Source organism: Kosakonia sp. Marseille-Q7440, assembly GCF_965119485.1.
Genome location: NZ_CBCPLT010000002.1, coordinates 202,174 through 223,972, shown reverse-complemented (window position 1 = coordinate 223,972; position 21,799 = coordinate 202,174). Strand labels below are relative to the sequence as shown.

Genomic DNA, 21,799 nt, shown 5'->3' with positions numbered 1-21,799 from the left:
TATAGCGCTGCGGTTGAGCGCTTTCGAGTGGCAAAAAAGCAGGATGCGAGCGGGCTTCCGGGAAACTTACATGGCGATGAAAACGTGCATAAAAATCAGGAAAGCAGTACGCAAAATCGAATCATTGATGGGAAAACGGGTGACAAAAGCTACGTCACGTAGCGGCGATGTGTATAATAGGCACGTATGTAAGTTCCTATCGCATTCACATACAAAAGACTCTCATGGCTCAAGGCACGCTCTATATTGTTTCCGCCCCTAGCGGCGCGGGTAAATCAAGCCTCATCCAGGCTTTGCTGAAAACCCAACCGTTATACGACACGCAAGTTTCTGTTTCGCACACCACGCGCGCACCGCGCCCGGGTGAAGTGCACGGTGAACACTATTTCTTCGTTAATCACGATGAGTTCAAAGCGATGATTAGTGAGGATGCGTTTCTTGAGCATGCCGAAGTGTTCGGCAACTATTACGGCACCTCGCGCGCGACGATTGAGCAAGTTCTCTCAACGGGCGTCGATGTGTTTCTTGATATCGACTGGCAGGGCGCGCAGCAAATTCGTACCCGCATGCCGCAGGCGCGCAGCATCTTTATTCTGCCGCCGTCGAAGCTGGAGCTGGATCGCCGCCTGCGTGGCCGCGGCCAGGATAGCGAAGAGGTGATCGCGAAACGTATGGCCCAGGCGGTTGCCGAAATGAGCCATTACGCCGAGTATGATTACCTGATTGTGAATGATGATTTCGATACCGCCCTGGGCGATCTGAAAACCATTATTCGCGCTGAACGTCTGCGCATGGGCCGCCAAAAGCAGCGACATGACGCTTTAATCAGCAAACTATTGGCAGACTGAGCCTGGTTTCAGTATCATGCCCAGTCATTTCTTCACCTGTGGAGCATTTTAAGTATGGCACGCGTAACTGTTCAGGACGCTGTAGAGAAAGTAGGTAACCGTTTTGACCTGGTGCTGGTCGCCGCGCGTCGCGCTCGTCAGATGCAGGTTGGCGGTAAAGATCCGTTAGTACCGGAAGAAAACGATAAAACCACCGTTATCGCGCTGCGCGAAATCGAAGAAGGTCTGATTAACAACCAGATCCTTGATGTACGTGAGCGCCAGGAACAGCAAGAGCAGGAAGCCGCAGAACTGCAGGCCGTCACCGCCATTGCTGAAGGTCGTCGTTAATTAACCTGCAGGTCACCCTTGTATCTGTTTGAAAGCCTGAATCAGCTGATTCAAAACTATCTGCCTGAAGACCAGATCAAACGTCTCAGGCAGGCGTATCTCGTTGCACGTGACGCTCACGAGGGTCAGACACGTTCAAGCGGTGAACCTTATATCACGCACCCGGTAGCGGTGGCCTGTATTCTGGCCGAGATGAAACTCGACTATGAAACGCTGATGGCCGCGCTGCTGCATGACGTGATTGAAGATACCCCCGCCACCTACCAGGATATGGAGCAGCTCTTTGGCAAAAGCGTTGCCGAGCTGGTGGAGGGTGTCTCCAAGCTGGATAAGCTCAAATTCCAGGATAAAAAAGAGGCGCAGGCGGAAAACTTTCGCAAGATGATTATGGCGATGGTGCAGGATATCCGCGTCATCCTTATCAAGCTTGCCGACCGCACCCACAACATGCGCACACTGGGCTCTCTTCGCCCGGACAAGCGTCGCCGCATCGCCCGTGAAACCCTCGAAATCTACAGTCCGCTGGCGCACCGTTTAGGTATCCATCACATCAAAACCGAGCTGGAAGAGCTGGGCTTTGAGGCGCTCTACCCGAACCGCTACCGCGTGATTAAAGAAGTGGTAAAAGCCGCGCGCGGCAACCGCAAAGAGATGATTCAAAAAATCCTCTCGGAAATCGAAGGGCGTTTACAGGAAGCGGGTATTCCCTGCCGCGTCAGTGGTCGGGAGAAGCACCTTTACTCCATCTACTGCAAGATGGTGCTGAAAGAGCAGCGTTTTCACTCGATCATGGATATTTACGCCTTCCGCGTTATTGTTCACGATCTCGATACCTGCTATCGCGTACTCGGTCAGATGCATAGTCTCTACAAGCCGCGTCCCGGCCGCGTAAAAGACTACATCGCCATCCCCAAGGCGAACGGCTATCAATCCCTCCATACCTCAATGATTGGCCCGCACGGCGTACCGGTCGAGGTGCAGATCCGTACTGAAGATATGGATCAAATGGCAGAGATGGGGGTTGCCGCGCACTGGGCTTATAAAGAGCACGGTGAAAGCAGCACCACTGCGCAAATCCGCGCCCAGCGCTGGATGCAGAGCCTGCTGGAGCTGCAACAGAGCGCCGGTAGCTCGTTCGAATTTATCGAAAGCGTTAAATCTGATCTCTTCCCCGATGAGATTTATGTTTTCACCCCCGAAGGCCGCATTGTCGAACTGCCTGCTGGCGCCACGCCGGTAGATTTCGCCTATGCGGTGCATACGGATATCGGTCACGCCTGCGTTGGCGCGCGCGTCGATCGTCAGCCTTACCCGCTGTCACAGTCGCTCTCCAGCGGCCAGACGGTAGAGATTATCACCGCGCCGGGCGCCCGCCCTAATGCCGCCTGGCTGAACTTTGTCGTCAGCTCGAAAGCGCGCGCGAAGATCCGCCAGATGCTGAAAAACCTCAAGCGCGACGACTCCGTAAGCCTCGGACGTCGACTGCTGAATCACGCGCTGGGCGGAAGCCGCAAGCTGGCGGAAATTCCGCAGGAGCATATTCAGCGCGAGCTGGAGCGTATGCGGCTGGCATCGCTTGACGATCTGCTGGCGGAAATCGGCCTTGGCAACGCGATGAGCGTTGTGGTGGCGAAGAATCTGCAGCAAGGGGAAGCCACGCCGGGCACCGCAGCACCGACTGGCGCAAATACCGCGCACCTGCCGATCAAAGGCGCAGACGGCGTGCTGATCACCTTCGCCAAATGCTGCCGTCCGATCCCGGGTGACCCGATTGTCGCCCACGTCAGCCCCGGTAAAGGGCTGGTTATCCACCATGAGTCCTGTCGTAATATTCGTGGCTACCAGAAAGAGCCAGAGAAGTTTATGGCCGTGGAGTGGGATAAAGAGACAGCGCAGGAGTTTATCACCGAGATCAAGGTGGATATGTTTAACCACCAGGGCGCGCTGGCGAACCTGACGGCGGCCATTAACACCGCCACTTCCAATATTCAGAGCCTGAATACGGAAGAGAAAGATGGCCGCGTTTATAGCGCGTTCATCCGCCTGACGGCACGCGATCGCGTTCATCTGGCGAATATCATGCGTAAAATCCGCGTGATGCCGGATGTGATTAAAGTCACCCGTAACCGAAACTGATTGTATGAATGCTCAGCGTTATGCGCGAATCCGCGAGATGCTCGCCAGGCGTCAGCCGGATCTGACGGTCTGCATGGAGCAGGTCCACAAACCTCATAACGTCTCTGCCATTATCCGTACTGCGGATGCCGTCGGCGTGCATGAAGTGCACGCTGTCTGGCCGGGGAACCGCATGCGAACCATGGCCTCTTCCGCCGCGGGCAGCAACAGCTGGGTGGATGTTAAAACTCACCGTACCATTGAAGACGCCGTCGGCGTGCTCAAGCAGCGCGGCATGCAGATCCTGGCTACCCATCTGTCAGACAAAGCCGTCGACTTCCGTGAGATCGACTATACCCGTCCGACCTGTATTTTGATGGGTCAGGAGAAAACCGGGATCACCCAGCAAGCGCTGGATCTCGCGGATCGGGATATCATCATTCCGATGACGGGCATGGTGCAGTCGCTCAATGTCTCCGTTGCCTCGGCGCTCATTCTCTACGAAGCGCAGCGCCAGCGGCAAAACGCCGGTATGTATAAGCGTGAAAACAGCATGCTGCCGGACGCCGAGCAGCAACGCCTGCTGTTCGAAGGCGGCTACCCTGTGCTCGCGCGGGTCGCGAAACAAAAAGGCCTGCCTTACCCTCATGTGAATAATGAGGGGCAGATTGAAGCCGACCCGACGTGGTGGGCTACCATGCAGGCTTCGAGGTAACCGATGAAAGGGAAGCTGCTCGATGCGGTGCCACTGAGTTCATTGACCGGCGTTGGCGCGGCGCAGAGCAGCAAGCTGGCGAAAATTGGCCTGCACACCGTTCAGGATCTGCTGTTACACCTTCCCCTGCGTTACGAAGATCGAACCCAACTCTACCCCATCGCCGACCTGCTGCCGGGCATTTACGCCACGGTGGAGGGCGAAGTGCTGAACTGTAACGTCACTTTCGGCGGTCGCCGGATGATGACCTGCCAGATAAGCGACGGCTCCGGCATGCTGACCATGCGCTTTTTCAACTTCAACGCGGCGATGAAAAACAGCCTTGCGGTTGGCCGCCGCGTGCTGGCTTATGGCGAAGCGAAACGTGGAAAGTATGGCGCGGAGATGATCCACCCGGAGTATAAGGTGCAGGGCGATCTCAGCACTCCGGAGCTTCAGGAGACGCTGACGCCGGTCTACCCAACGACCGAAGGCGTTAAGCAGGCCACGCTGCGCAAATTAACCGATCAAGCGCTGGAGCTGCTGGCAACCTGCGCCATCAGCGAACTGCTGCCGCCCGAGCTGGCGCAGGGTTTGATGAGCCTGCCGGAGGCGCTGCATACGCTGCATCGCCCGCCGCCTTCGCTGCAATTAAGCGAACTGGAGAGCGGGCAGCACCCCGCTCAGCGCCGACTAATTCTCGAAGAGCTATTGGCTCATAACCTGAGCATGCTGGCGCTGCGCGCCGGTGCGCAGCGTTACCATGCGCAGTCGCTCGCCGCTAACGATACGTTAAAAGAGCAACTGCTCGCCTCCCTGCCCTTTAAACCAACCGGCGCACAGGCGCGGGTGGTGGCGGAAATTGAACGCGACATGGCGCTGGATATGCCGATGATGCGTCTGGTCCAGGGCGACGTTGGCTCCGGTAAAACGCTGGTGGCCGCACTCGCGGCGCTACGCGCTATCGCCAATGGCAAGCAGGTGGCGATGATGGCGCCCACCGAATTGCTGGCAGAGCAGCACGCCAATAACTTCCGCGCGTGGTTTGCGCCGCTCGGTATCGAAGTTGGCTGGCTGGCGGGCAAGCAGAAAGGCAAAGCCCGCCTGGCGCAGCAAGAGGCGATTGCCAGCGGGCAGGTGCAGATGATCGTCGGCACCCACGCTATTTTCCAGGAGCAGGTGCAGTTTAACGGCCTGGCACTGGTGATCATTGATGAGCAGCACCGCTTTGGCGTCCACCAGCGGCTGGCACTGTGGGAAAAGGGGCAGCAGCAGGGTTTTCATCCCCATCAGTTGATTATGACCGCCACGCCAATCCCGCGAACGCTGGCAATGACGGCCTATGCCGATCTCGATACCTCGGTGATTGATGAACTGCCGCCGGGCCGTACGCCGGTGACCACGGTCGCCATTCCCGATACGCGTCGCAGCGAGATTATCGATCGCGTCCGCAGCGCCTGCACCGGCGAAGGTCGCCAGGCCTACTGGGTCTGCACGCTGATTGAAGAGTCGGATCTGCTGGAAGCCCAGGCCGCGGAAGCGACATGGGAAGAGTTAAAGCTGGCTCTGCCGGAGCTGAACGTTGGGCTGGTGCATGGCCGCATGAAGCCGACCGAGAAACAGGCGGTGATGCAGGCCTTTAAACAGGGCGAGCTGCATCTGCTGGTCGCCACCACAGTCATTGAGGTTGGCGTGGATGTACCGAACTCCAGCCTGATGATTATTGAGAACCCCGAACGCCTTGGTCTTGCGCAACTCCACCAGCTACGCGGGCGCGTCGGACGTGGCGCGGTGGCCTCACACTGTGTGCTGCTCTACAAATCCCCGCTGTCGAAAACCGCGCAAAAGCGCCTGCAGGTGCTGCGCGACAGCAACGACGGCTTTGTGATTGCGCAAAAAGATCTCGAGATCCGCGGCCCGGGTGAACTGCTGGGCACCCGCCAGACTGGCAATGCCGAATTCAAAGTTGCCGATCTGCTGCGCGACCAGGCAATGATCCCCGAAGTGCAGCGCGTTGCGCGCCATATTCACGAGCGTTACCCGCAGCTGGCAGAAGCGCTGATTGACCGCTGGATGCCAGAAACCGAACGCTACTCCAACGCCTGATTTTTAGAACCTGATGGTGTGAGATCAACCTCCCTTAGAAAAGTATGCCTCCAGCCGAAGCAACCGTTTGCTTTTACCATTCAGTCCGATAAAATCAGCGCTTTTCCATCAGGGGATAGCTTGAGATGTCCGTAAACACCATCGAGTCGGAAAATGCGCAACCGGTTGCGCAGACTCAACCCAGCGAATTGATCTACCGCCTTGAAGATCGTCCCCCGCTGCCGCAAACGCTGTTTGCTGCGCTGCAACACCTGCTGGCAATGTTCGTTGGCGTAATCACGCCCGCGCTGCTGATCTGCCAGGCGCTGGGTTTACCGGCTCAGGACACTCAACATATTCTCAGCATGTCGCTCTTCGCTTCCGGCGTCGCGTCGCTGATTCAGATTAAAGCCTGGGGCCCGGTCGGCTCCGGGCTGCTCTCAATCCAGGGCACCAGCTTTAACTTCGTGGCACCGCTGATTATGGGCGGCACGGCGCTGAAAACCGGCGGTGCCGATGTGCCGACGATGATGGCGGCGCTGTTTGGCACCTTGATGCTGGCAAGCTGCACCGAGATGGTTATCTCGCGTATTCTGCCGCTGGCGCGCCGCATTATCACCCCGCTGGTTTCCGGCGTGGTGGTGATGATTATCGGCCTGTCACTGATTCAGGTTGGGCTGACCTCCGTCGGTGGCGGCTTCGCGGCAATGGGCAACCATACCTTTGGCGCGCCGAAAAACCTGCTGCTGGCAGGCGTGGTGCTCGGACTGATTATCCTGCTTAACCGCCAGCGCAACCCCTATCTGCGCATTGCCTCACTGGTAATCGCGATGGCGGTCGGCTATGTGCTGGCGATGTTTATGGGCATGTTGCCGGAGTACAACGCGCCGGAGAGTACCTTTATGGTGCCGACGCCGCTCTATTACGGCCTGAGCATTGACTGGAGCCTGCTGCTGCCGCTGATGCTGGTCTTTATGATCACCTCCCTGGAGACCATCGGCGATATCACTGCCACTTCCGATGTCTCTGAACAGCCTGTTACCGGTCCGCTCTACATGAAGCGGCTGAAGGGTGGCGTGCTGGCAAATGGCCTTAACTCCTTTGTCTCTGCGGTGTTCAATACCTTTCCCAACTCCTGCTTTGGCCAGAATAACGGCGTGATCCAGCTGACCGGCGTCGCCAGCCGTTATATCGGCTTCTTTATCGCGGTGATGCTGATGGTGCTCGGCCTCTTCCCGGCGGTAAGCGCGTTTGTGCAGCAGTTACCGGAGCCGGTACTCGGCGGCGCCACGCTGGTGATGTTCGGCACTATTGCCGCCTCCGGCGTGCGCATCGTCTCCCGCGAACCGCTCAACCGCCGCGCGATCCTGATTATCGCGCTGTCGCTGGCGGTAGGTTTAGGCGTGTCGCAGCAGCCGCAGATCCTGCAATTTGCGCCGGACTGGCTGAAAAACCTGCTCTCCTCCGGCATCGCAGCAGGCGGGATCACCGCTATCGTCCTGAACCTGATTTTCCCACCGGAAAAAGAGTAAATTACCTCGCGCGGCAACAGAGCATCCTCTGCTGCCGCCGCAATTTCCTTTCATCATTCCTCCCTTGAGCATCGCGCACAATTCGTGCATAACTCCCTTACGGTCACGTGAGGGAGGAAGATGATGAAATTTCTTGGGAAGCTGCTGTTAGCGGTCGTTATTATCCTGTTTGTGCTGCTGCTGGCGGCCTACTTCCTGCTGCAAACCCGCTGGGGCGCGACGCAAGCGAGCCAGTGGATCAGCGACAACAGCGATTATCACCTCACCTTTGATGCCATTGACCACCGCTTCTCTTCCCCTTCTCATCTGGTATTAAAAGGCGTCAGCTTCGGCCGCAAAGGCCAGCCAGCAACGCTGGTGGCGAAAATGGTCGATATCGGCCTCAGCAGCCGGCAACTCACTGACCCGCTGCATGCCGACACCATTCTGCTACAGGACGGTACGCTTAACCTCTCCCCAACCGCCGCGCCGATGCCTTTCCAGGCCGATCGCCTGCAACTGCGCAACATGGCTTTTAACAGCCCGGCAACTGGCTGGGAGTTAAGCGCGCAGCGCGTTACCGGCGGTATCTCACCCTGGCAGCCAGCCGCAGGTAATGTGATCGGCAGTAAAGCACAGTTGCAGATGAGCGCCGGTTCGCTGACGTTAAATGGCGTTCCCGCCAGTAACGTGCTGATTCAGGGCAGTATTGATAAAGATGTGGTGACTTTAACCACTATCGGTGCCGATATGGCGCGCGGCTCGCTCACGGGTGATGCAAAGCGCAGCGCCGACGGCAGCTGGGTGGTGAATAATCTGCGTCTTAACGATATTCGTCTGCAAAGCGATAAGTCGCTGCAGGATTTCTTTGCCCCGCTCACCACCCTGCCTTCGCTGAAAATCGGCCGTGTGGAAGTGACCGACGCCACCTTGCAGGGGCCTGAGTGGGCAGTGACCGACCTCGATCTTAGCCTGCGCAACCTGACCTTCAAGAAGGGCGACTGGGAGAGCGAAGAGGGCAAACTGTCGATGAATGCCAGCGAGTTTATCTACGGTTCGCTGCACTTCTTCGACCCGATTCTGAATGCCAGCTTCTCCCCGCAGGGCATCGCGCTGCAGCAATTCACCTCCCGCTGGGAAAACGGCATGGTGCGCACCTCCGGTAACTGGTACCGCACAGGCAAGGCGCTAGTGCTGGATGATGCGGCGTTTGCTGGGCTGGAGTACACGCTGCCGGCGAACTGGAAACAGCTGTGGATGGACGATCTGCCCCCATGGCTGAACAGCCTGGTGCTGAAAAAATTCAGCGCCAGCCGCAACCTGGTGATTGATATCGATCCGACATTCCCGTGGCAGCTCACCGCGCTGGATGGGTATGGCAACAATTTGCAGCTGGTGCGCGAACGGAAATGGGGTGTCTGGAGTGGGAATGCGAAGCTGAACGCTGCCGCAGGCACCTTTAACCGCGTCGATGTCCGCCGTCCGTCGCTGGCGCTCAACGCCAATAGCAACACGGTCAATATCACCGAGCTTAGCGCCTTTACCGGTCAGGGGCTGCTGGAAGCAAGAGCGGTGGTTGCGCAAACGCCGGATCGCAGCGTCAATGTCAGCCTCAACGGGCGCGGCGTGCCGGTCAATGTATTGCAGGCGTGGGGCTGGCCCGCATTGCCGATTGATGGCGAAGGTAATTTACAGTTAACCGCCAGCGGCCAGGTGCGCGCCGAGGCACCGTTAAAACCCTCCGTCAACGGCGAGTTACAGGCGGTGAACGCGCAAAAACAGCAGATTAAACAGAGCATGCACAGCGGCACGGTGAGCAGCGCGGGTGCCGTTGCGCCAGCCGCCGCGCCGCAGGCAACGCCGTAAACCCGTGCCGGATGGCGCTGCGCTTATCCGGCCTACGTTTGACTTTCCCTTTGTAGGCCCGGTAAGCGTTAGCATCACCGGGCAGCTCCTGCACCATTGCCGGATGGCGCTGCGCTTATCCGGCCTACGTTTGAACTTCCCTTTGTAGGCCCGGTAAGCGGTAGCGCCACCGGGCAGTTCCTGCACCATTGCCGGATGGCGCTGCGCTTATCCGGCCTACGTTTCTACGTTTGACCTTCGCTTTTTGCAGGCCCGGTAAGCGGTAGCGCCACCGGGCAATCTGCGTTTAGAGGGTGATATAAACTTCGGTGCCCTGCGGGGTAATGACCAGACCGGTTTCACTCTTGCTCGCCGTCGCCCCCTGCAGATGGGTTATCTGCATAATATTGCGCAGGCATAGCGTCCAGTTTTTGCCTTCGCCATCAGCCCGCACGGTAATCACAGCGCCTTCACGTTTGGCTGATAAACGGAAAACGCTCTCGCCGCCGCTATCCGGCACCTCACACACAGCTTCGCGCTCATCGTCGAGTTGAAAGAGCTGGAACGCAGTACCCTGGTGCCAGGCGTAATCGGGTCGCCGATCGTTATCGCCCAGCGCCAGCAGCGTATTGTCGCGAACGTAGACCGGCAGGCTCATAAAGCCATGCTGCTGTTTGTGCCAACGGCTGCCGCCGAGGAGGTCGTTATGCCACAGGTGCGTCCAGCGCCCTTCCGGCAGGTAAAACTGCACCTCACCCGCTTCGCTGAACACCGGTGCGACCAGTAGGGCGTCGCCGAGCATATACTGGCGGTCAAGGTAATCGCAGGCCGGATCGTCCGGGAAAGCCAGCATCATTGCGCGCATCATCGGTACACCCGATTCGTTTGCAGCTACCGCCTGCCGGTAGAGATAGGGCATCAGGCGGCATTTCAGCTGCGTAAAAAAGCGCACCACATCGCAGGACTCGTCATCGTAAGCCCACGGCACCCGATAGGATTTGCTGCCATGCAGGCGGCTGTGGCTGGAGAGTAAGCCGAACGCACACCAGCGCTTATAGACATGCGCAGGCGCGGTATTCTCGAAGCCACCGATATCATGGCTCCAGAAACCAAAGCCGGAAAGACCAATGGATAACCCGCCGCGCAGGCTTTCCGCCATCGATTCATAGGTGGCATAACAGTCGCCGCCCCAGTGCACCGGAAACTGTTGCGCGCCGACGGAGGCCGAGCGGGCAAACAGCACCGCCTCTTGCTCACCCACCTTATCTTTCAGCACGTTCCACACCAGCTCGTTGTAAATATAGGCGTAGTGGTTATGCATTTTTTGCGGGCAGGCACCGTTGTGCCACACCACATCCGTTGGGATGCGCTCGCCGAAATCGGTTTTAAAACAGTCGACACCCATTGCCACCAGCGCGTTGAGCTTATCGGCATACCACTGGCAGGCTTGCGGATTGGTAAAGTCATAAATCGCCAGCCCCGGCTGCCATTTATCCCACTGCCATATCGTGCCGTCAGCCCGTTTCAGCAGATAGCCTTTCTCTTTCAGTTCGCGGAACAGCGGGGATTTTTGTCCAATGTAGGGATTTATCCAGACGCAGATTTTTAGCCCACGCTCCTTCAGGCGTTTGATCATCCCTGCCGGATCCGGGAAGGTCACCGGGTCCCACTCAAAATCGCACCACTGGAAGGCCTTCATCCAGAAGCAGTCGAAGTGAAAAACATGCAGCGGCAGCTGGCGCTCAGCCATGCCGTCGATAAAGCTATTTACGGTCGCTTCGTCGTAGTTGGTGGTAAAAGAGGTGGTGAGCCACAGGCCGAACGACCATGCCGGTGGCAGCGCCGGGCGGCCGGTGAAGCGGGTGTAGCGGTTTAGCACCGCTTGCGGTGTTGGGCCGTCAATGACGAAGTACTCAAGCGACTCCCCCTCAACGCTGAACTGCACTTTGGAGACTTTCTCCGAACCGATTTCAAACTCCACCGCCTGCGGATGATTGACCAGCACGCCGTAGCCCCGGTTGGTGAGATAGAAGGGAATGTTTTTATAGGCTTGTTCGGTGCTGGTCCCGCCATCGCGGTTCCAGGTTTCCACAGATTGCCCGTTCCGCACCAGCGCCGTGAAGCGCTCGCCCAGGCCATAAACCGTTTCACCGACGCCCAGATCCAGCCGTTCGAAAACGTAATTGCGCCCGCTGTTACCATCCTGCACGTAGCCGCTGTTTTTAAGCTGGCTGCCAGTGATGCGCTCGCCGTTGCGCAGAAAATCAATGGCCCACGCTTCGCCTTTCGTCACCCGAACGGCCAGCGCGCCGCTGCGTAGCTCGGCATACGTCTGTGTGTTATCTATCGCGACCGCCACATCTTGCGCAATGTTGAGCGGGAAATGCGGACCTTTCTCTGTGCCGCCCTCAAAGTGCGCGATACGCACCCCGATAATGCCCTCCTGCGGCGAGAAGAAGCGCAGCGTAAAGAGCGGCGTATCCAGTTGCCAGGTGCGCTCGCGCACGTCGCGCGGGGCGGCATACACCACCATCTCACTCCCCTGCTGGTCAACATCAAATACCTGAATTGGGTTGATTAATGTCAGACCGGGCTGGATAAGCCAGTTGCCATCACTGATCTTCATACGTTGCTCCTTACAGTAACTCTTCCCGGGGTGAGATATTGCCGAACCGCTTCTGGCTACGGTGTTCGCCGCGCGCCAGCTGCGCCGCAATCGACTTCAGCAGGGGGGTTTTCAGGGTGTAGTAGCGTCTGGCGATAAGGGCGCTGAGCAGATAGCAGGCAGCCGGCACCAGTGTGAATAGCGAGACGATGATGGTGAGCGTCATACTGTTTTGCAGCGGTGCGGCGGCTTCATAGCCACTGCCCGCCAGCGCCCAGCCAATCAGTGCGCCGCCAAGGGCGAGGCCGAGTTTCAGCACAAACAGCGTGCCCGCAAAGCTGATGCCGGTCAGACGCTTGCCGTTGCACCATTCGCCGTAATCGACAGTATCAGACATCATCACCCACTGGATCGGGGTGACCAGCTGGTGCAGCACGCCGATAACAAAGATAAAGGCGAACATGGTGAAGCTGGCCTGAATGGGGATAAAGAACATGGCGATGCTGAGCAGGGTGAGCGCGGCGTTGGTCCACCAGAAGATGGTGACTTTGCACTTCCAGTCGGTGAGCGGTTTCGCCAGCGCGCTGCCAATCAGGTTGCCGACGCAGTAGGTTGTGAGGAAAGCAGTAAAGATGGCGGCATCGCCCATGATCCACGTGACGTAATACATCATCGCGCCGCCGCGCACGCACACCGCAAGAATGTTCAGGATGGTCAGCATCCCCACAATGCGCCACTGATCGTTTTGCCAGATATCGCGCAGATCTTCGCGCATGGAGGTGGTCGCTGGTGGTGCCTGGATGCGCTCTTTGGTGGTGAAAAAGCAGAATGCCAGCATCATAAATGCGATTACCGAGAGCACGGCGATCCCACCCTGAAAACCGACGACCTTATCCTCTGCGCCAATCAGTGTTACCAGCGGCATCATCAGTACCGTGGAGAGCATGCCGCCTGCGGTAGCCAGTACGAAGCGCCAGGATTGCAGAGAGATGCGCTGTTGCGGATCGTTGGTGATGACCCCGCCCAGCGCGCAGTAAGGAATATTCACGACGGTATAAAGCAGGGTGAGTAACGTATAGGTGACGGCGGCATAGAGCATCTTGCCGTTAAGGCTGAGATCCGGCGTGCTGTAAGCGAGCACGCAGACGATACCGAAAGGGAGCGCGCCAAAGATAATCCATGGCCGGAATTTGCCCCAGCGGCTGCGCGTACGGTCGGCGAGCAGCCCCATGCAAGGGTCGGAAACAGCGTCCAGCGCACGCGCCAGCAGGAACATGGTGCCGACAAACCCGGCGGGAATGCCGAAGATATCGGTATAGAAGAACATCATGTAGAGCATGACGTTATCAAAGATGATGTGGCTGGCGGCATCGCCCATCCCGTAGCCAATCTTTTCTTTTACAGAAATAGCCTGACTGTCCATTTTTGTTTCCTTAACGCAGCAAAACCATGCCGATTGCGGTGTTAAGGGTTTTAATCGATCGCTTTACGGGCGGAAATTGCGATTTCTGGTTATTAAATTACGTTTATTCTTTTCTGTGATCGCGATTCCTTAACGTATGAAAAAAGCTAAGCAATGGAAAAGATAGAGATTTATCTTAAACGATCGTAGAAAGGGAAAGCAGAATGTGAAAAATTACGGTGAGGGATGTGGTAAATCACTGAAAGTAGGTATAATGCGCCCCGCCTCCATGTAGCAATGCAGGCGCGGAAGATCGTCATCTCCGGTGAGGTGGCTGGACTTCAAATCCAGTTGGGGCCGCCAGCGGTCCCGGGCAGGTTCGACTCCTGTGATCTTCCGCCAAAATTAAGCCTCTAGTTGGCACATCGCTAAATATCACTTCTTATTTACACCATGCTTTTTGCAGCCTGAGCGCGTATTAAATTAATTCAGCGTCACGCTTGTTTTATTTTTCTTAGGCATCGTTCGCTAATCTTTCCAGTTCTTTTCTTCCTAAAGATTTAAGCCAATTACCTAAACTCATCCCCGCATTTTTTGCAGCTGCGTCAAATTGTTGTTTTAGTTCCGGTGTAATACGCATTTGAAAGGTGGGAGCTTTGCCGCATTTTGATTGATTGGTATCACGTTTGGCTGTTGTCATGTACGTACCTGGAGCATAATCCTTAACCAACAGGTACGTACCTTCAAGGAAAGACGACCTGATTCTTAAACGCTCTCATCAGGTAATGCCATACCTGACAAGAGCTAACCATCACAACTATCAAGGAGTTGATAATGGCTGATTCGCATTCTACCCCAGCGATCCCGACTACCGGAACCGAGCGCAGCGTAATTGTGCGTTACCGCCCAAATGGTGGCGATAAAAGCATCCCCAGCATTACTCTTTCAGGCGCGTGGCTTCGCGATGCCGGGTTTGATACAGGACAGCATTTAACGGTTAAAGCAATGAATGGTTGTATCGTGCTGGTGAAATACAGTGAAAGAGAGGAGTTTTTATTAGCCGAAGCGAAAAAGAGCAGCAGTGAGCTGAAGGAAATTAAGAGCATGATAAAAACGGCCTGCAAAGACTCCTGACCGGTTTAATATCCCTTCAAGGTGTATTAACAAGTAGCGGTTGCACTAATGAAATGCAGTGTACCTCTCTGGCATACTGCATCAACCACTCTCACTTCATATGCGTAGCGCGGAGACGACATGACTGATAAACACCTACCCCCATCCCCCGCGGGCGAGTTCATTATGTTCGCCAGCGGAGACGGGAAAGTGCGTATTGAATGCCGCTTTGAAAGCGATACGCTGTGGCTTCCGCAGGCTGCAATTGCTTCACTTTATCAAGTGACGCCGCAAGCTATTACTCAACATATTAAAGCTATTTATGAAGAGAACGAGCTTGAACAAAATGTAACCTGTAAGTCTTACTTACAGGTTCGACAAGAAGGAACACGGCAAGTAAGTCGTAATACGCTTCACTACAGCTTGCCTATCATTATTGCCGTGGGCTACCGCGTCCGCTCTGTCCGCGGCACACAATTCCGCCAGTGGGCAACGCAAACCCTGCAAGAGTACCTGGTCAAAGGTTTTGTAATGGATGATATCCGGCTCAAGAATCCGCCTGTCGGTTCATCCGCTTTGCCTGACTATTTCGATGAGATGCTTGAACGCATCCGCGATATTCGCGCCAGCGAGCGTCGGGTCTATTTGCGGGTTCGAGAGATCTTTGCGCTGGCTGCTGATTATCAGCCGACGCTAAAAGAGACCACACAATTTTTCCAGACCATCCAGAACAAGCTCCATTTTGCCTGTACAGGCCATACCGCGGCTGAGCTTATCTATCAGCGAGCAGACGCCAATAAACCTAATATGGGTTTAACCAGCTATAAAGGCGATGAGGTGCGTAAATGTGATGTCACAGTCGCCAAAAATTTCCTCAGCCAACATGAGGTTGGAGAGCTCAACCGTATAGTAAATATGTGGCTAGATTTTGCAGAAGATCAGGCCCGTCGTCGTAAGCAAATATTCCTGAGAGACTGGCAAGATAAGCTAGATCAATTTTTGCAATTTAACGATCGGGAGGTTTTACATGACGCAGGCAAAATCACTAAAAAAATAGCTGATGACAAAGCACTAGCTGAATATTCTCGCTTCACCGAGCAGCAACGCCGCTTAAAAGAGACGGAGGGCGAAAAAGACATTGTCGATCTGATCCGCTGGGAAAAGCATAATAACGCTTCATCCTGAACGCGTTATTTTTAAAAGAGATAGAGGTAAATCCTCTCAGCTAGCTTAATGCATCTCCTTTTAGAATGAAGAGAGGAAAAATGAAAAAGTTAAATAAAAAGATAAATTCCTGAATTGCTTTCCCTTAATTTTATTCTCTTAAATAAAAAATATCGTTTTCACGTGAGTGAACAAAAAAACCTCAATAATTATTCACCCCATTAACAGAATACACCCGATAATTTATTTTCGGATGTTTCGTCACCCTCGCATTTATTAATCATGATATCTTTTTGCGCCATACCACCTCCTGAAATTAATAAGACGCATTAATAAAGCATTTATATCAATCCAACCAACCGAGGGAAAATAATGAATGTAAGGGATGCTACCTTTTCTGATATCGAGCTGATATGCGACCTGCTGGCCGAGGCATTTTATGACGATGTGCTTATTGAATCAGCCTTTCCGGCACCGGAAAGACGACGAGAGGCATTGCGCAGCTTTTTCAGGATCTATGCCGAAGTCGCGCTACGCAAAGGCGGCGTTATTATTGATGAAAATAATGTCGGCGCACTAATGTATTTTCATTATGACTCAGAAAATATTACCGATGAGATCCTGTTCAAGCAATTACGAGATGAATATAGTGCCGATTACGCCACTATGGCCTATTTAATGCACAAGCTGAGCGCTTATCATCCAACAACTCCCCACTTCTATATTTTCGTGCTCGCTATTCCTGGCCAGGATCGCGGCATGGACGTTATCAACGCGTTGATGTACCGGTTAATCCATTTACAGGATCAAGCAGGCGTTCCTTGCTATGCCGAATGTACGGCTGCGCGTGTGCAGCGTCTTGCCGGGCGTCTTGGCTTCAAACCCGCAGATTTCAAACTCTGCGTCGACGGTTTCCCTGAGCTCTACCCTATTTTAAGAGAACCGCAAAAAGCGCTCATTTAATACCACTCCACGCGCAAAGGATTGTGATGAATACTATTAATAAAGATCCAAACAGACGAGCAAAGAAATATCAGGAAGTAGCCAGCTCGTTGTTTCCTTCAGCCTTTTCTGATAACCATGATGCTCTTACTGAAAACATGACGCGTATTTCAGAGCATATAAACCGATTGCGTCCGCAGAATAATGGCCCGGCGTGGTTAGGTAATAGCGGTAAGCTTGACGTTGATTATAAAAGTGTCAGGGTTGCCGAAATGGCCGATAATTTACGCCAGTGCGAGGATGTTATTAACGAGACGGCAGCACTTTTTCACGGTATGCCGAACTGGGGCCATCCCTTAGCGATGTGCAATACCATCCCGCAGGGAAATACGGCTTCAGTTATTGCAGGCATGATCGCGCAGGTCTTCTCCCCTAATATTGTGTCGGGGGAGTACTCCTGGAACGTTCAACGCGCGGAACTGGAAAGCGCCGGGATGGTAGCAAACCTGATTGGCTGGGATGCGCAACGTGCTGGCGGTCTTTATACCTACGGCGGCTCCGGCTGCTGGACCTATCATCTCAAATATGCCCTGTCGCGCGTGCTGCCTGGCTCCAGACGCGAAGGCGTTCGCACTAATGCGAAAGTCCTCTGTTCCCAGCAGGCGCACTTCACCATGCTCAACAGCACCGACTGGACCGGTCTAGGAACGGATAACATTATCTGCATCAAAACCGATCCAAAGACTAACGCCATGGATCTAAAAGATCTGGAAGCGGTGCTTATTGCGCTGTGGATGCAAAATATCCCGGTTGCGTCAGTGGTCTGTACGATGGGGACAACCGACGCTAACGCCTTCGATCCGGTGGCGGACGTGCGCCGCTTACTGGATCGCTATCGCAACGCCGCGCCATATGGCAAGGCGCTGCTCTACTGCGATGCGGTGACCAGCTGGTCATGGCTGGCCTTCCAGAAATATGACTTTGCCACTAACCCGCTGCAGTTCACCGAAGCGCTACTGCCGATGATGAAGAGCAACGCTCGTGAACTTGAGAAGATGAAATACGCGGACGCTATTGGCATTGATTTCCATAAAGCGGGCTTTTCGCCTTACACCAGCAGCTTCTTTGCATATCGCGATGCTGGTGAGTTTGAAGCGCTGTTGCAGCGCCCTGGCTCGGCTTATTTGCAGTCCCGCACGGATTACAACCCTTACCACTACACGCTTGAAGTCTCGCGCGCGGCAACCGGCGCAGTCGCGGGCTGGGCGACGATGAAATACTTTGGCTATGAGGGCTTCCAGGCATGTCTGGGCTCGATCCTGGAAAATCATCTGGTGATGCGTAATCTGCTGCAAGCAGAGCAATCTACGGTATGCGTCAATCCGCAGGATAATGGCATGGTCACCCTGCTGCGCATCTATCCGCAGGGAGTGAATGCCCAGCAGCAGTATCAACGTGAACTGACCGACCCCGCGTATAAACCGCAGCTGTCGGCACATAATCAGTTAACGCTAGCGATTGGCAATAAACTCTATGAATGGTTCCGCGCAGGTAAGCAGATCAACGGGATGCATACGCCCTATATGAGCTTTACCACCGGTTTCTGCGTCACCGAGTACAACCGCGATGCGGCCGATCCGGAGGCCAAAGTGTTCGCCCTGAAAATCTACATTATGAATATGCACCTGACGCCGGAGCTGATGAAGCACGTGCTGGATTGCATTATGGCGGCACGGGACGAGGTCGTTGGGCAGGAATTCCAGTAATAAAAGATCTCTTTATTTTGTCGCCAGTAGTAATGCAGGGTGTAAATAATGTTTGATTTACACCCTTTTTATCTAAAAAGAGTCTCAGGTTTGCAGTCCACAGAGAGAGCGCTTACATTCCAATAATCTGATTTGCTCTTCAATTTATTGATTGCGGGAAGCGTATGTCATCCAGCCTATTTATTCATATTACGGCGACACAAAAGGATTGCCGTTAATGACCACGTTAACGCCCATATGGCGTAACTGGTTGCAGCTTATTACGCTCTCATTATTGTTGGTGGTGGTAATGGAGTGGCTCCATCTTCCCGCCGCCCTGCTGCTTGGCCCGATGTTCGCGGGCATTTTTCTCGCCATCAACGGCCGCCCGGTCACCATTAATAAACAGGGGTTTAGCGCCGCGCAGGCGGTGGTTGGCGCGATGATTGCGCACGCCATTCCGCCGTCGGTATTTGGTCGTATCGCCGCCGACTGGCCGCTGTTTGTGGTCTGTATTTTCTCCGTAATTTTCGCCAGCGCCATTCTCGGCTGGATAATGGCGAAATTGCAGGTTTTTCCCGGCTCGACCGCCATCTGGGGTTCATCGCCCGGCGCGGCAGCGGCGATGACAATCATGGCAGAGAGTTTTGGCGCCGATGTGCGCCTGGTGGCCTTTATGCAGTATCTGCGGGTGATGGTGGTGGCGCTGGTCGCGGTGCTGGTCACCCGCCTCGGCATGGGGGCAGAGAGCGCCGAGCATGCGGTGGCAACCTTTACGCTGTTCGCCCCGCTGCGCGCGTGGCCATTTATCGCAACGTTAATGCTGATTGCCATTGGTTTTCTAATTGCCCGACGCGTGAAAATGCCCTCCGGGCCGTTACTGATTACGCTCGCGCTGGGGATTATCGTCGAGGATAGCGGCCTAATGACGCTTGAGTTGCCGCCGTGGCTGCTGGCGCTCTCTTACGCGCTTATCGGCTGGAGTATTGGCCTGCGCTTTACGCGCGAGATTGTGCGCTACGCCGCCCGCGCCCTGCCCCGCGTGCTGCTGTCGGTATTGACGCTGGTGACGATCTGCTGCGGTTTCGCCTTCCTGCTGGTGAAATTTGCCGGCATCGATCCGCTTACCGCCTACCTCGCCACCAGCCCCGGCGGGGCCGATACGGTGGCAATTATCGCCTCATCCAGCCATGTTGATATCGCCTTTGTGATGGCGATGCAGACCGGGCGCTTTATTGTGGTGCTGATTACCGGCCCGGCGATCTCAAGGTTTGTGGCGAAGCGGCTGGGAAAATAATTCGCTAGTGTGTTGTCCAGTCCTGCAATCTTAAGCCCGGGATACGCATAAATTCATGGGTGTTGTTAGTTTACGCATCTGCACATGATGCCCATTGGAAGCCTGGCGGAGGATTTCTGGCTTATTTTATAAGTCGAAAATTCAGAAGTTTGTATCAAGCATGATTTGAGCATCAAAACGCTTCTCTGTCCTGTTCGCCCGGCTGTTCCCGTGAAGGCATAAAATCTGATGATGCTCTTTCACCGTCAAACCAGCTGTCCAACGCCGGCATGATGATGCGCGAATTATCTACGGAAATGATATCGACCTGTTTCACGTCCCCTGGCAGCGTCACCGCTTTGGGCGCGTGCATGGTCAGACGACGATTACTTTTGAAGACCGCTGTTTTTACCATTTACTGTTCCAGTGCTGAAATTTAATGCTTCGACAGTACGTACCAGCTATGGGGTTTACAAAGCTATTTTTGCCGGATAAGGCGCAGCCGCCATCCGGCATCCCTCTCACACGGTTAATCGCAGTTGCTCAATAACCTGGGCAACCTCGCGTCGTGCGTTGCCTTGCAGCGTCTGTAAAGGCGCGGGTAAACACGGTGCTTTCACCACGCCGAGCAGCTCTGCGGCAGTGGCGATAACGCGCAGGCTGCCGCCGTAACGCTTAAACAGATCCCATAGCGGCTGGAGCGCGGCGGTATGCTGGCGCGCCTGTACGATATCGCCCGCCATCGCCGCGCGGGAAATTGCCAGTGCCGCCTGCGGGAAGAGCCCGCCGAACACCGAATACCAGACGCTGCACCCGGCATTCAGCGCTTCAACCGCCGTGCCGTCGCCGCTGATGCCGAGGCGGATCTCCGCCGGGATTTGCGCGCGCAGCGCACTCACCCGCTCCGGGGCAAGCTCCGCGGCAAGAGGCGGGATTTTGATCGAGCCAATATTAGGCAACTGGGCGATACGGGCAAATAGCTCGTCGCTGAAGTTAAAGTGCGTGGCGTTAGGGTTGTTATAGATACAGAGCGGCACCGACAGTTCGCGGGTGACGGTGGCAAACAGATCGAAGACTTCATCTTCCGTTAACGGATGATAGGAGACCGGGGCCAACAGCACGGCGCTGACGCCCGCTTTCTGCGCATCCTCCGCCAGCCAGAGCACATCGCGCGTACGCAGCGCGCCAATCCCGGCGATCACCGGCACTGCGCCGGAATACTCCGTTGCCAGACGCAGGACGCTCGCGCGTTCACTGCGGCTAAAGTAGGGATAACATCCCGTAGAGCCGAGCGCGCCGATGGAGTCGACGCCAGCAGCGCGCAGTTTTTCAATAATGGTGATATAGGCCGCCTCATCCAGGCGGTCATCGAGAAGCGGCGTCAGCGCAAAGGCGCTTAATCCTGTGAAGTCCATTCTTGTTCCCTCATTACGCAAACCCAATCAGGCTTTTTTCAGTGTGGCAACCCGGCATCATACGACCTAACCCGGCGATCAGTTCGTCGCCTGCCTCACATAATGCATCGAGCGGCATCGCCGGCAGACTCTCAAGGATAAACCACATCTGGCTGTCTGCCGCACTCAGCCGGGTACGCACACCCTGACGCCAGTTCCAGCGTCGGCAGGTTACGCCCTGCGCATCGCGCCAGATAACCTCCCCTGGCTCCGGTGATTCCAGCGCTGGTTCGCCCTCTTTCAGGGTATCGAACGGCTCGCTGCCGTCGGCCAGCGTCAGGCAGGGCGCGCCGACATACGCGGCGATATTTTCGCCACCGACCGGCACAGCGTAGCGCAAACTGATGGCGTTATAGAGATCGACTACCGGGTCAATGGCGGGTAGTACACCGTCTCGCAATACGCGTTTTCGTAAAGCCTGGGCGGAACAGGGCGTGCGTTTGGGTTTCGCGCCAAACTGTTTAAACACTTCATCCCAGGCCGCCAGGTGCGCATCCGCCCACGCAGGCTCGCCCGCCGTGACCAGTGCACAAGCATGCCTTAACGCCTCTTCGCCCACCTGCGGGTGGATCAGCGGCGCGGCCTGCAACGAGATGCTGATAGCGCGAAAGCCGGGCGCCAGCGCGGCAAGACGCCCATCGATTGACGGCTGAACGGAAAGCATTGGATA

At 55.5% G+C, this 21,799-nt stretch carries 18 protein-coding genes and 1 tRNA gene; 13 read left to right on the top strand and 6 right to left on the bottom strand.

Going from position 1 to position 21,799, the window contains the following annotated elements; translation table 11 throughout:
- Positions 1-224: 224 nt before the first annotated feature.
- The 7 genes from gmk to ACWPW2_RS14900 all read left to right on the top strand — a co-directional run bounded on the left by gmk (position 225) and on the right by ACWPW2_RS14900 (position 9,449).
- Positions 225-848 carry a guanylate kinase gene (gene gmk, locus ACWPW2_RS14930; protein WP_279793959.1) on the top strand — a complete coding sequence of 208 codons (624 nt, stop codon included), beginning with the start codon at positions 225-227 and terminating at the stop codon, positions 846-848.
- Between the two features lie 54 nt (positions 849-902).
- Complete coding sequence (gene rpoZ, locus ACWPW2_RS14925; protein WP_007369481.1) at positions 903-1,178, top strand: DNA-directed RNA polymerase subunit omega; 276 nt, start codon at positions 903-905, stop codon at positions 1,176-1,178.
- An 18-nt stretch (positions 1,179-1,196) separates the two neighbouring features.
- On the top strand, positions 1,197-3,314 hold the full coding sequence (spoT, locus tag ACWPW2_RS14920; RefSeq protein ID WP_042715011.1) for a bifunctional GTP diphosphokinase/guanosine-3',5'-bis pyrophosphate 3'-pyrophosphohydrolase: 2,118 nt from the start codon (positions 1,197-1,199) through the stop codon (positions 3,312-3,314).
- A gap of 4 nt (positions 3,315-3,318) precedes the next feature.
- On the top strand, positions 3,319-4,008 hold the full coding sequence (trmH, locus tag ACWPW2_RS14915; RefSeq protein WP_054802720.1) for a tRNA (guanosine(18)-2'-O)-methyltransferase TrmH: 690 nt from the start codon (positions 3,319-3,321) through the stop codon (positions 4,006-4,008).
- 3 nt (positions 4,009-4,011) lie between these two features.
- Positions 4,012-6,093 (top strand): ATP-dependent DNA helicase RecG, encoded by a 2,082-nt coding sequence (recG, locus tag ACWPW2_RS14910; protein WP_054802721.1) that lies wholly within the window; start codon positions 4,012-4,014, stop codon positions 6,091-6,093.
- Positions 6,094-6,218: 125 nt separating this feature from the next.
- The gene (locus ACWPW2_RS14905) at positions 6,219-7,604 is read left to right on the top strand and encodes a nucleobase:cation symporter-2 family protein (protein WP_128481863.1); all 1,386 of its coding nucleotides are present in this window, start codon (positions 6,219-6,221) and stop codon (positions 7,602-7,604) included.
- A gap of 123 nt (positions 7,605-7,727) precedes the next feature.
- Positions 7,728-9,449 (top strand): AsmA family protein, encoded by a 1,722-nt coding sequence (locus tag ACWPW2_RS14900; RefSeq protein ID WP_454125234.1) that lies wholly within the window; start codon positions 7,728-7,730, stop codon positions 9,447-9,449.
- 286 nt (positions 9,450-9,735) lie between these two features.
- Here the strand turns inward: ACWPW2_RS14900 and yicI are convergent, their stop codons facing one another.
- Entirely contained in the window at positions 9,736-12,054 is a 2,319-nt protein-coding gene (yicI, locus tag ACWPW2_RS14895) for an alpha-xylosidase (RefSeq protein WP_454123867.1), read from the bottom strand.
- Between the two features lie 10 nt (positions 12,055-12,064).
- The gene (locus ACWPW2_RS14890; RefSeq protein ID WP_454123865.1) at positions 12,065-13,456 is read right to left on the bottom strand and encodes a glycoside-pentoside-hexuronide family transporter; all 1,392 of its coding nucleotides are present in this window, start codon (positions 13,454-13,456) and stop codon (positions 12,065-12,067) included.
- 286 nt (positions 13,457-13,742) lie between these two features.
- Here ACWPW2_RS14890 and ACWPW2_RS14885 point away from each other — a divergent pair.
- Positions 13,743-13,837, top strand: a tRNA-Sec gene (locus ACWPW2_RS14885).
- Positions 13,838-13,949: 112 nt separating this feature from the next.
- On the opposite strand, the gene ACWPW2_RS14880 is transcribed toward ACWPW2_RS14885, so the two are convergent.
- On the bottom strand, positions 13,950-14,135 hold the full coding sequence (locus ACWPW2_RS14880; protein WP_076769314.1) for a hypothetical protein: 186 nt from the start codon (positions 14,133-14,135) through the stop codon (positions 13,950-13,952).
- Between the two features lie 134 nt (positions 14,136-14,269).
- On the opposite strand from ACWPW2_RS14880, the gene ACWPW2_RS14875 reads away from it, so the two are divergent.
- From ACWPW2_RS14875 to ACWPW2_RS14855, 5 genes are all read left to right on the top strand, one after another.
- On the top strand, positions 14,270-14,569 hold the full coding sequence (locus ACWPW2_RS14875) for a SymE family type I addiction module toxin (protein WP_042715025.1): 300 nt from the start codon (positions 14,270-14,272) through the stop codon (positions 14,567-14,569).
- Positions 14,570-14,689: 120 nt separating this feature from the next.
- Positions 14,690-15,733 carry a virulence RhuM family protein gene (locus ACWPW2_RS14870; protein ID WP_054802725.1) on the top strand — a complete coding sequence of 348 codons (1,044 nt, stop codon included), beginning with the start codon at positions 14,690-14,692 and terminating at the stop codon, positions 15,731-15,733.
- Positions 15,734-16,084: 351 nt separating this feature from the next.
- Positions 16,085-16,675, top strand: a complete 591-nt coding sequence (locus tag ACWPW2_RS14865; RefSeq protein WP_042715029.1) for a hypothetical protein — start codon at positions 16,085-16,087, stop codon at positions 16,673-16,675.
- Positions 16,676-16,926: 251 nt separating this feature from the next.
- A complete protein-coding gene (locus ACWPW2_RS14860) occupies positions 16,927-18,420 on the top strand; it encodes a pyridoxal-dependent decarboxylase (RefSeq protein ID WP_232374422.1) in 1,494 nt (497 codons plus the stop codon).
- 217 nt (positions 18,421-18,637) lie between these two features.
- Positions 18,638-19,696, top strand: a complete 1,059-nt coding sequence (locus tag ACWPW2_RS14855) for an AbrB family transcriptional regulator (protein ID WP_076769313.1) — start codon at positions 18,638-18,640, stop codon at positions 19,694-19,696.
- A gap of 172 nt (positions 19,697-19,868) precedes the next feature.
- Here ACWPW2_RS14855 and vapB read toward each other — a convergent pair whose 3' ends face one another.
- The 3 genes from vapB to ACWPW2_RS14840 form a co-directional block, all read right to left on the bottom strand.
- Positions 19,869-20,090 (bottom strand): type II toxin-antitoxin system VapB family antitoxin, encoded by a 222-nt coding sequence (vapB, locus tag ACWPW2_RS14850; RefSeq protein WP_054802727.1) that lies wholly within the window; start codon positions 20,088-20,090, stop codon positions 19,869-19,871.
- Positions 20,091-20,196: 106 nt separating this feature from the next.
- Positions 20,197-21,090, bottom strand: a complete 894-nt coding sequence (locus ACWPW2_RS14845) for a dihydrodipicolinate synthase family protein (RefSeq protein ID WP_054802728.1) — start codon at positions 21,088-21,090, stop codon at positions 20,197-20,199.
- Positions 21,091-21,103: 13 nt separating this feature from the next.
- A complete protein-coding gene (locus ACWPW2_RS14840) occupies positions 21,104-21,793 on the bottom strand; it encodes a B3/B4 domain-containing protein (protein ID WP_454123860.1) in 690 nt (229 codons plus the stop codon).
- Positions 21,794-21,799 lie beyond the last annotated feature (6 nt).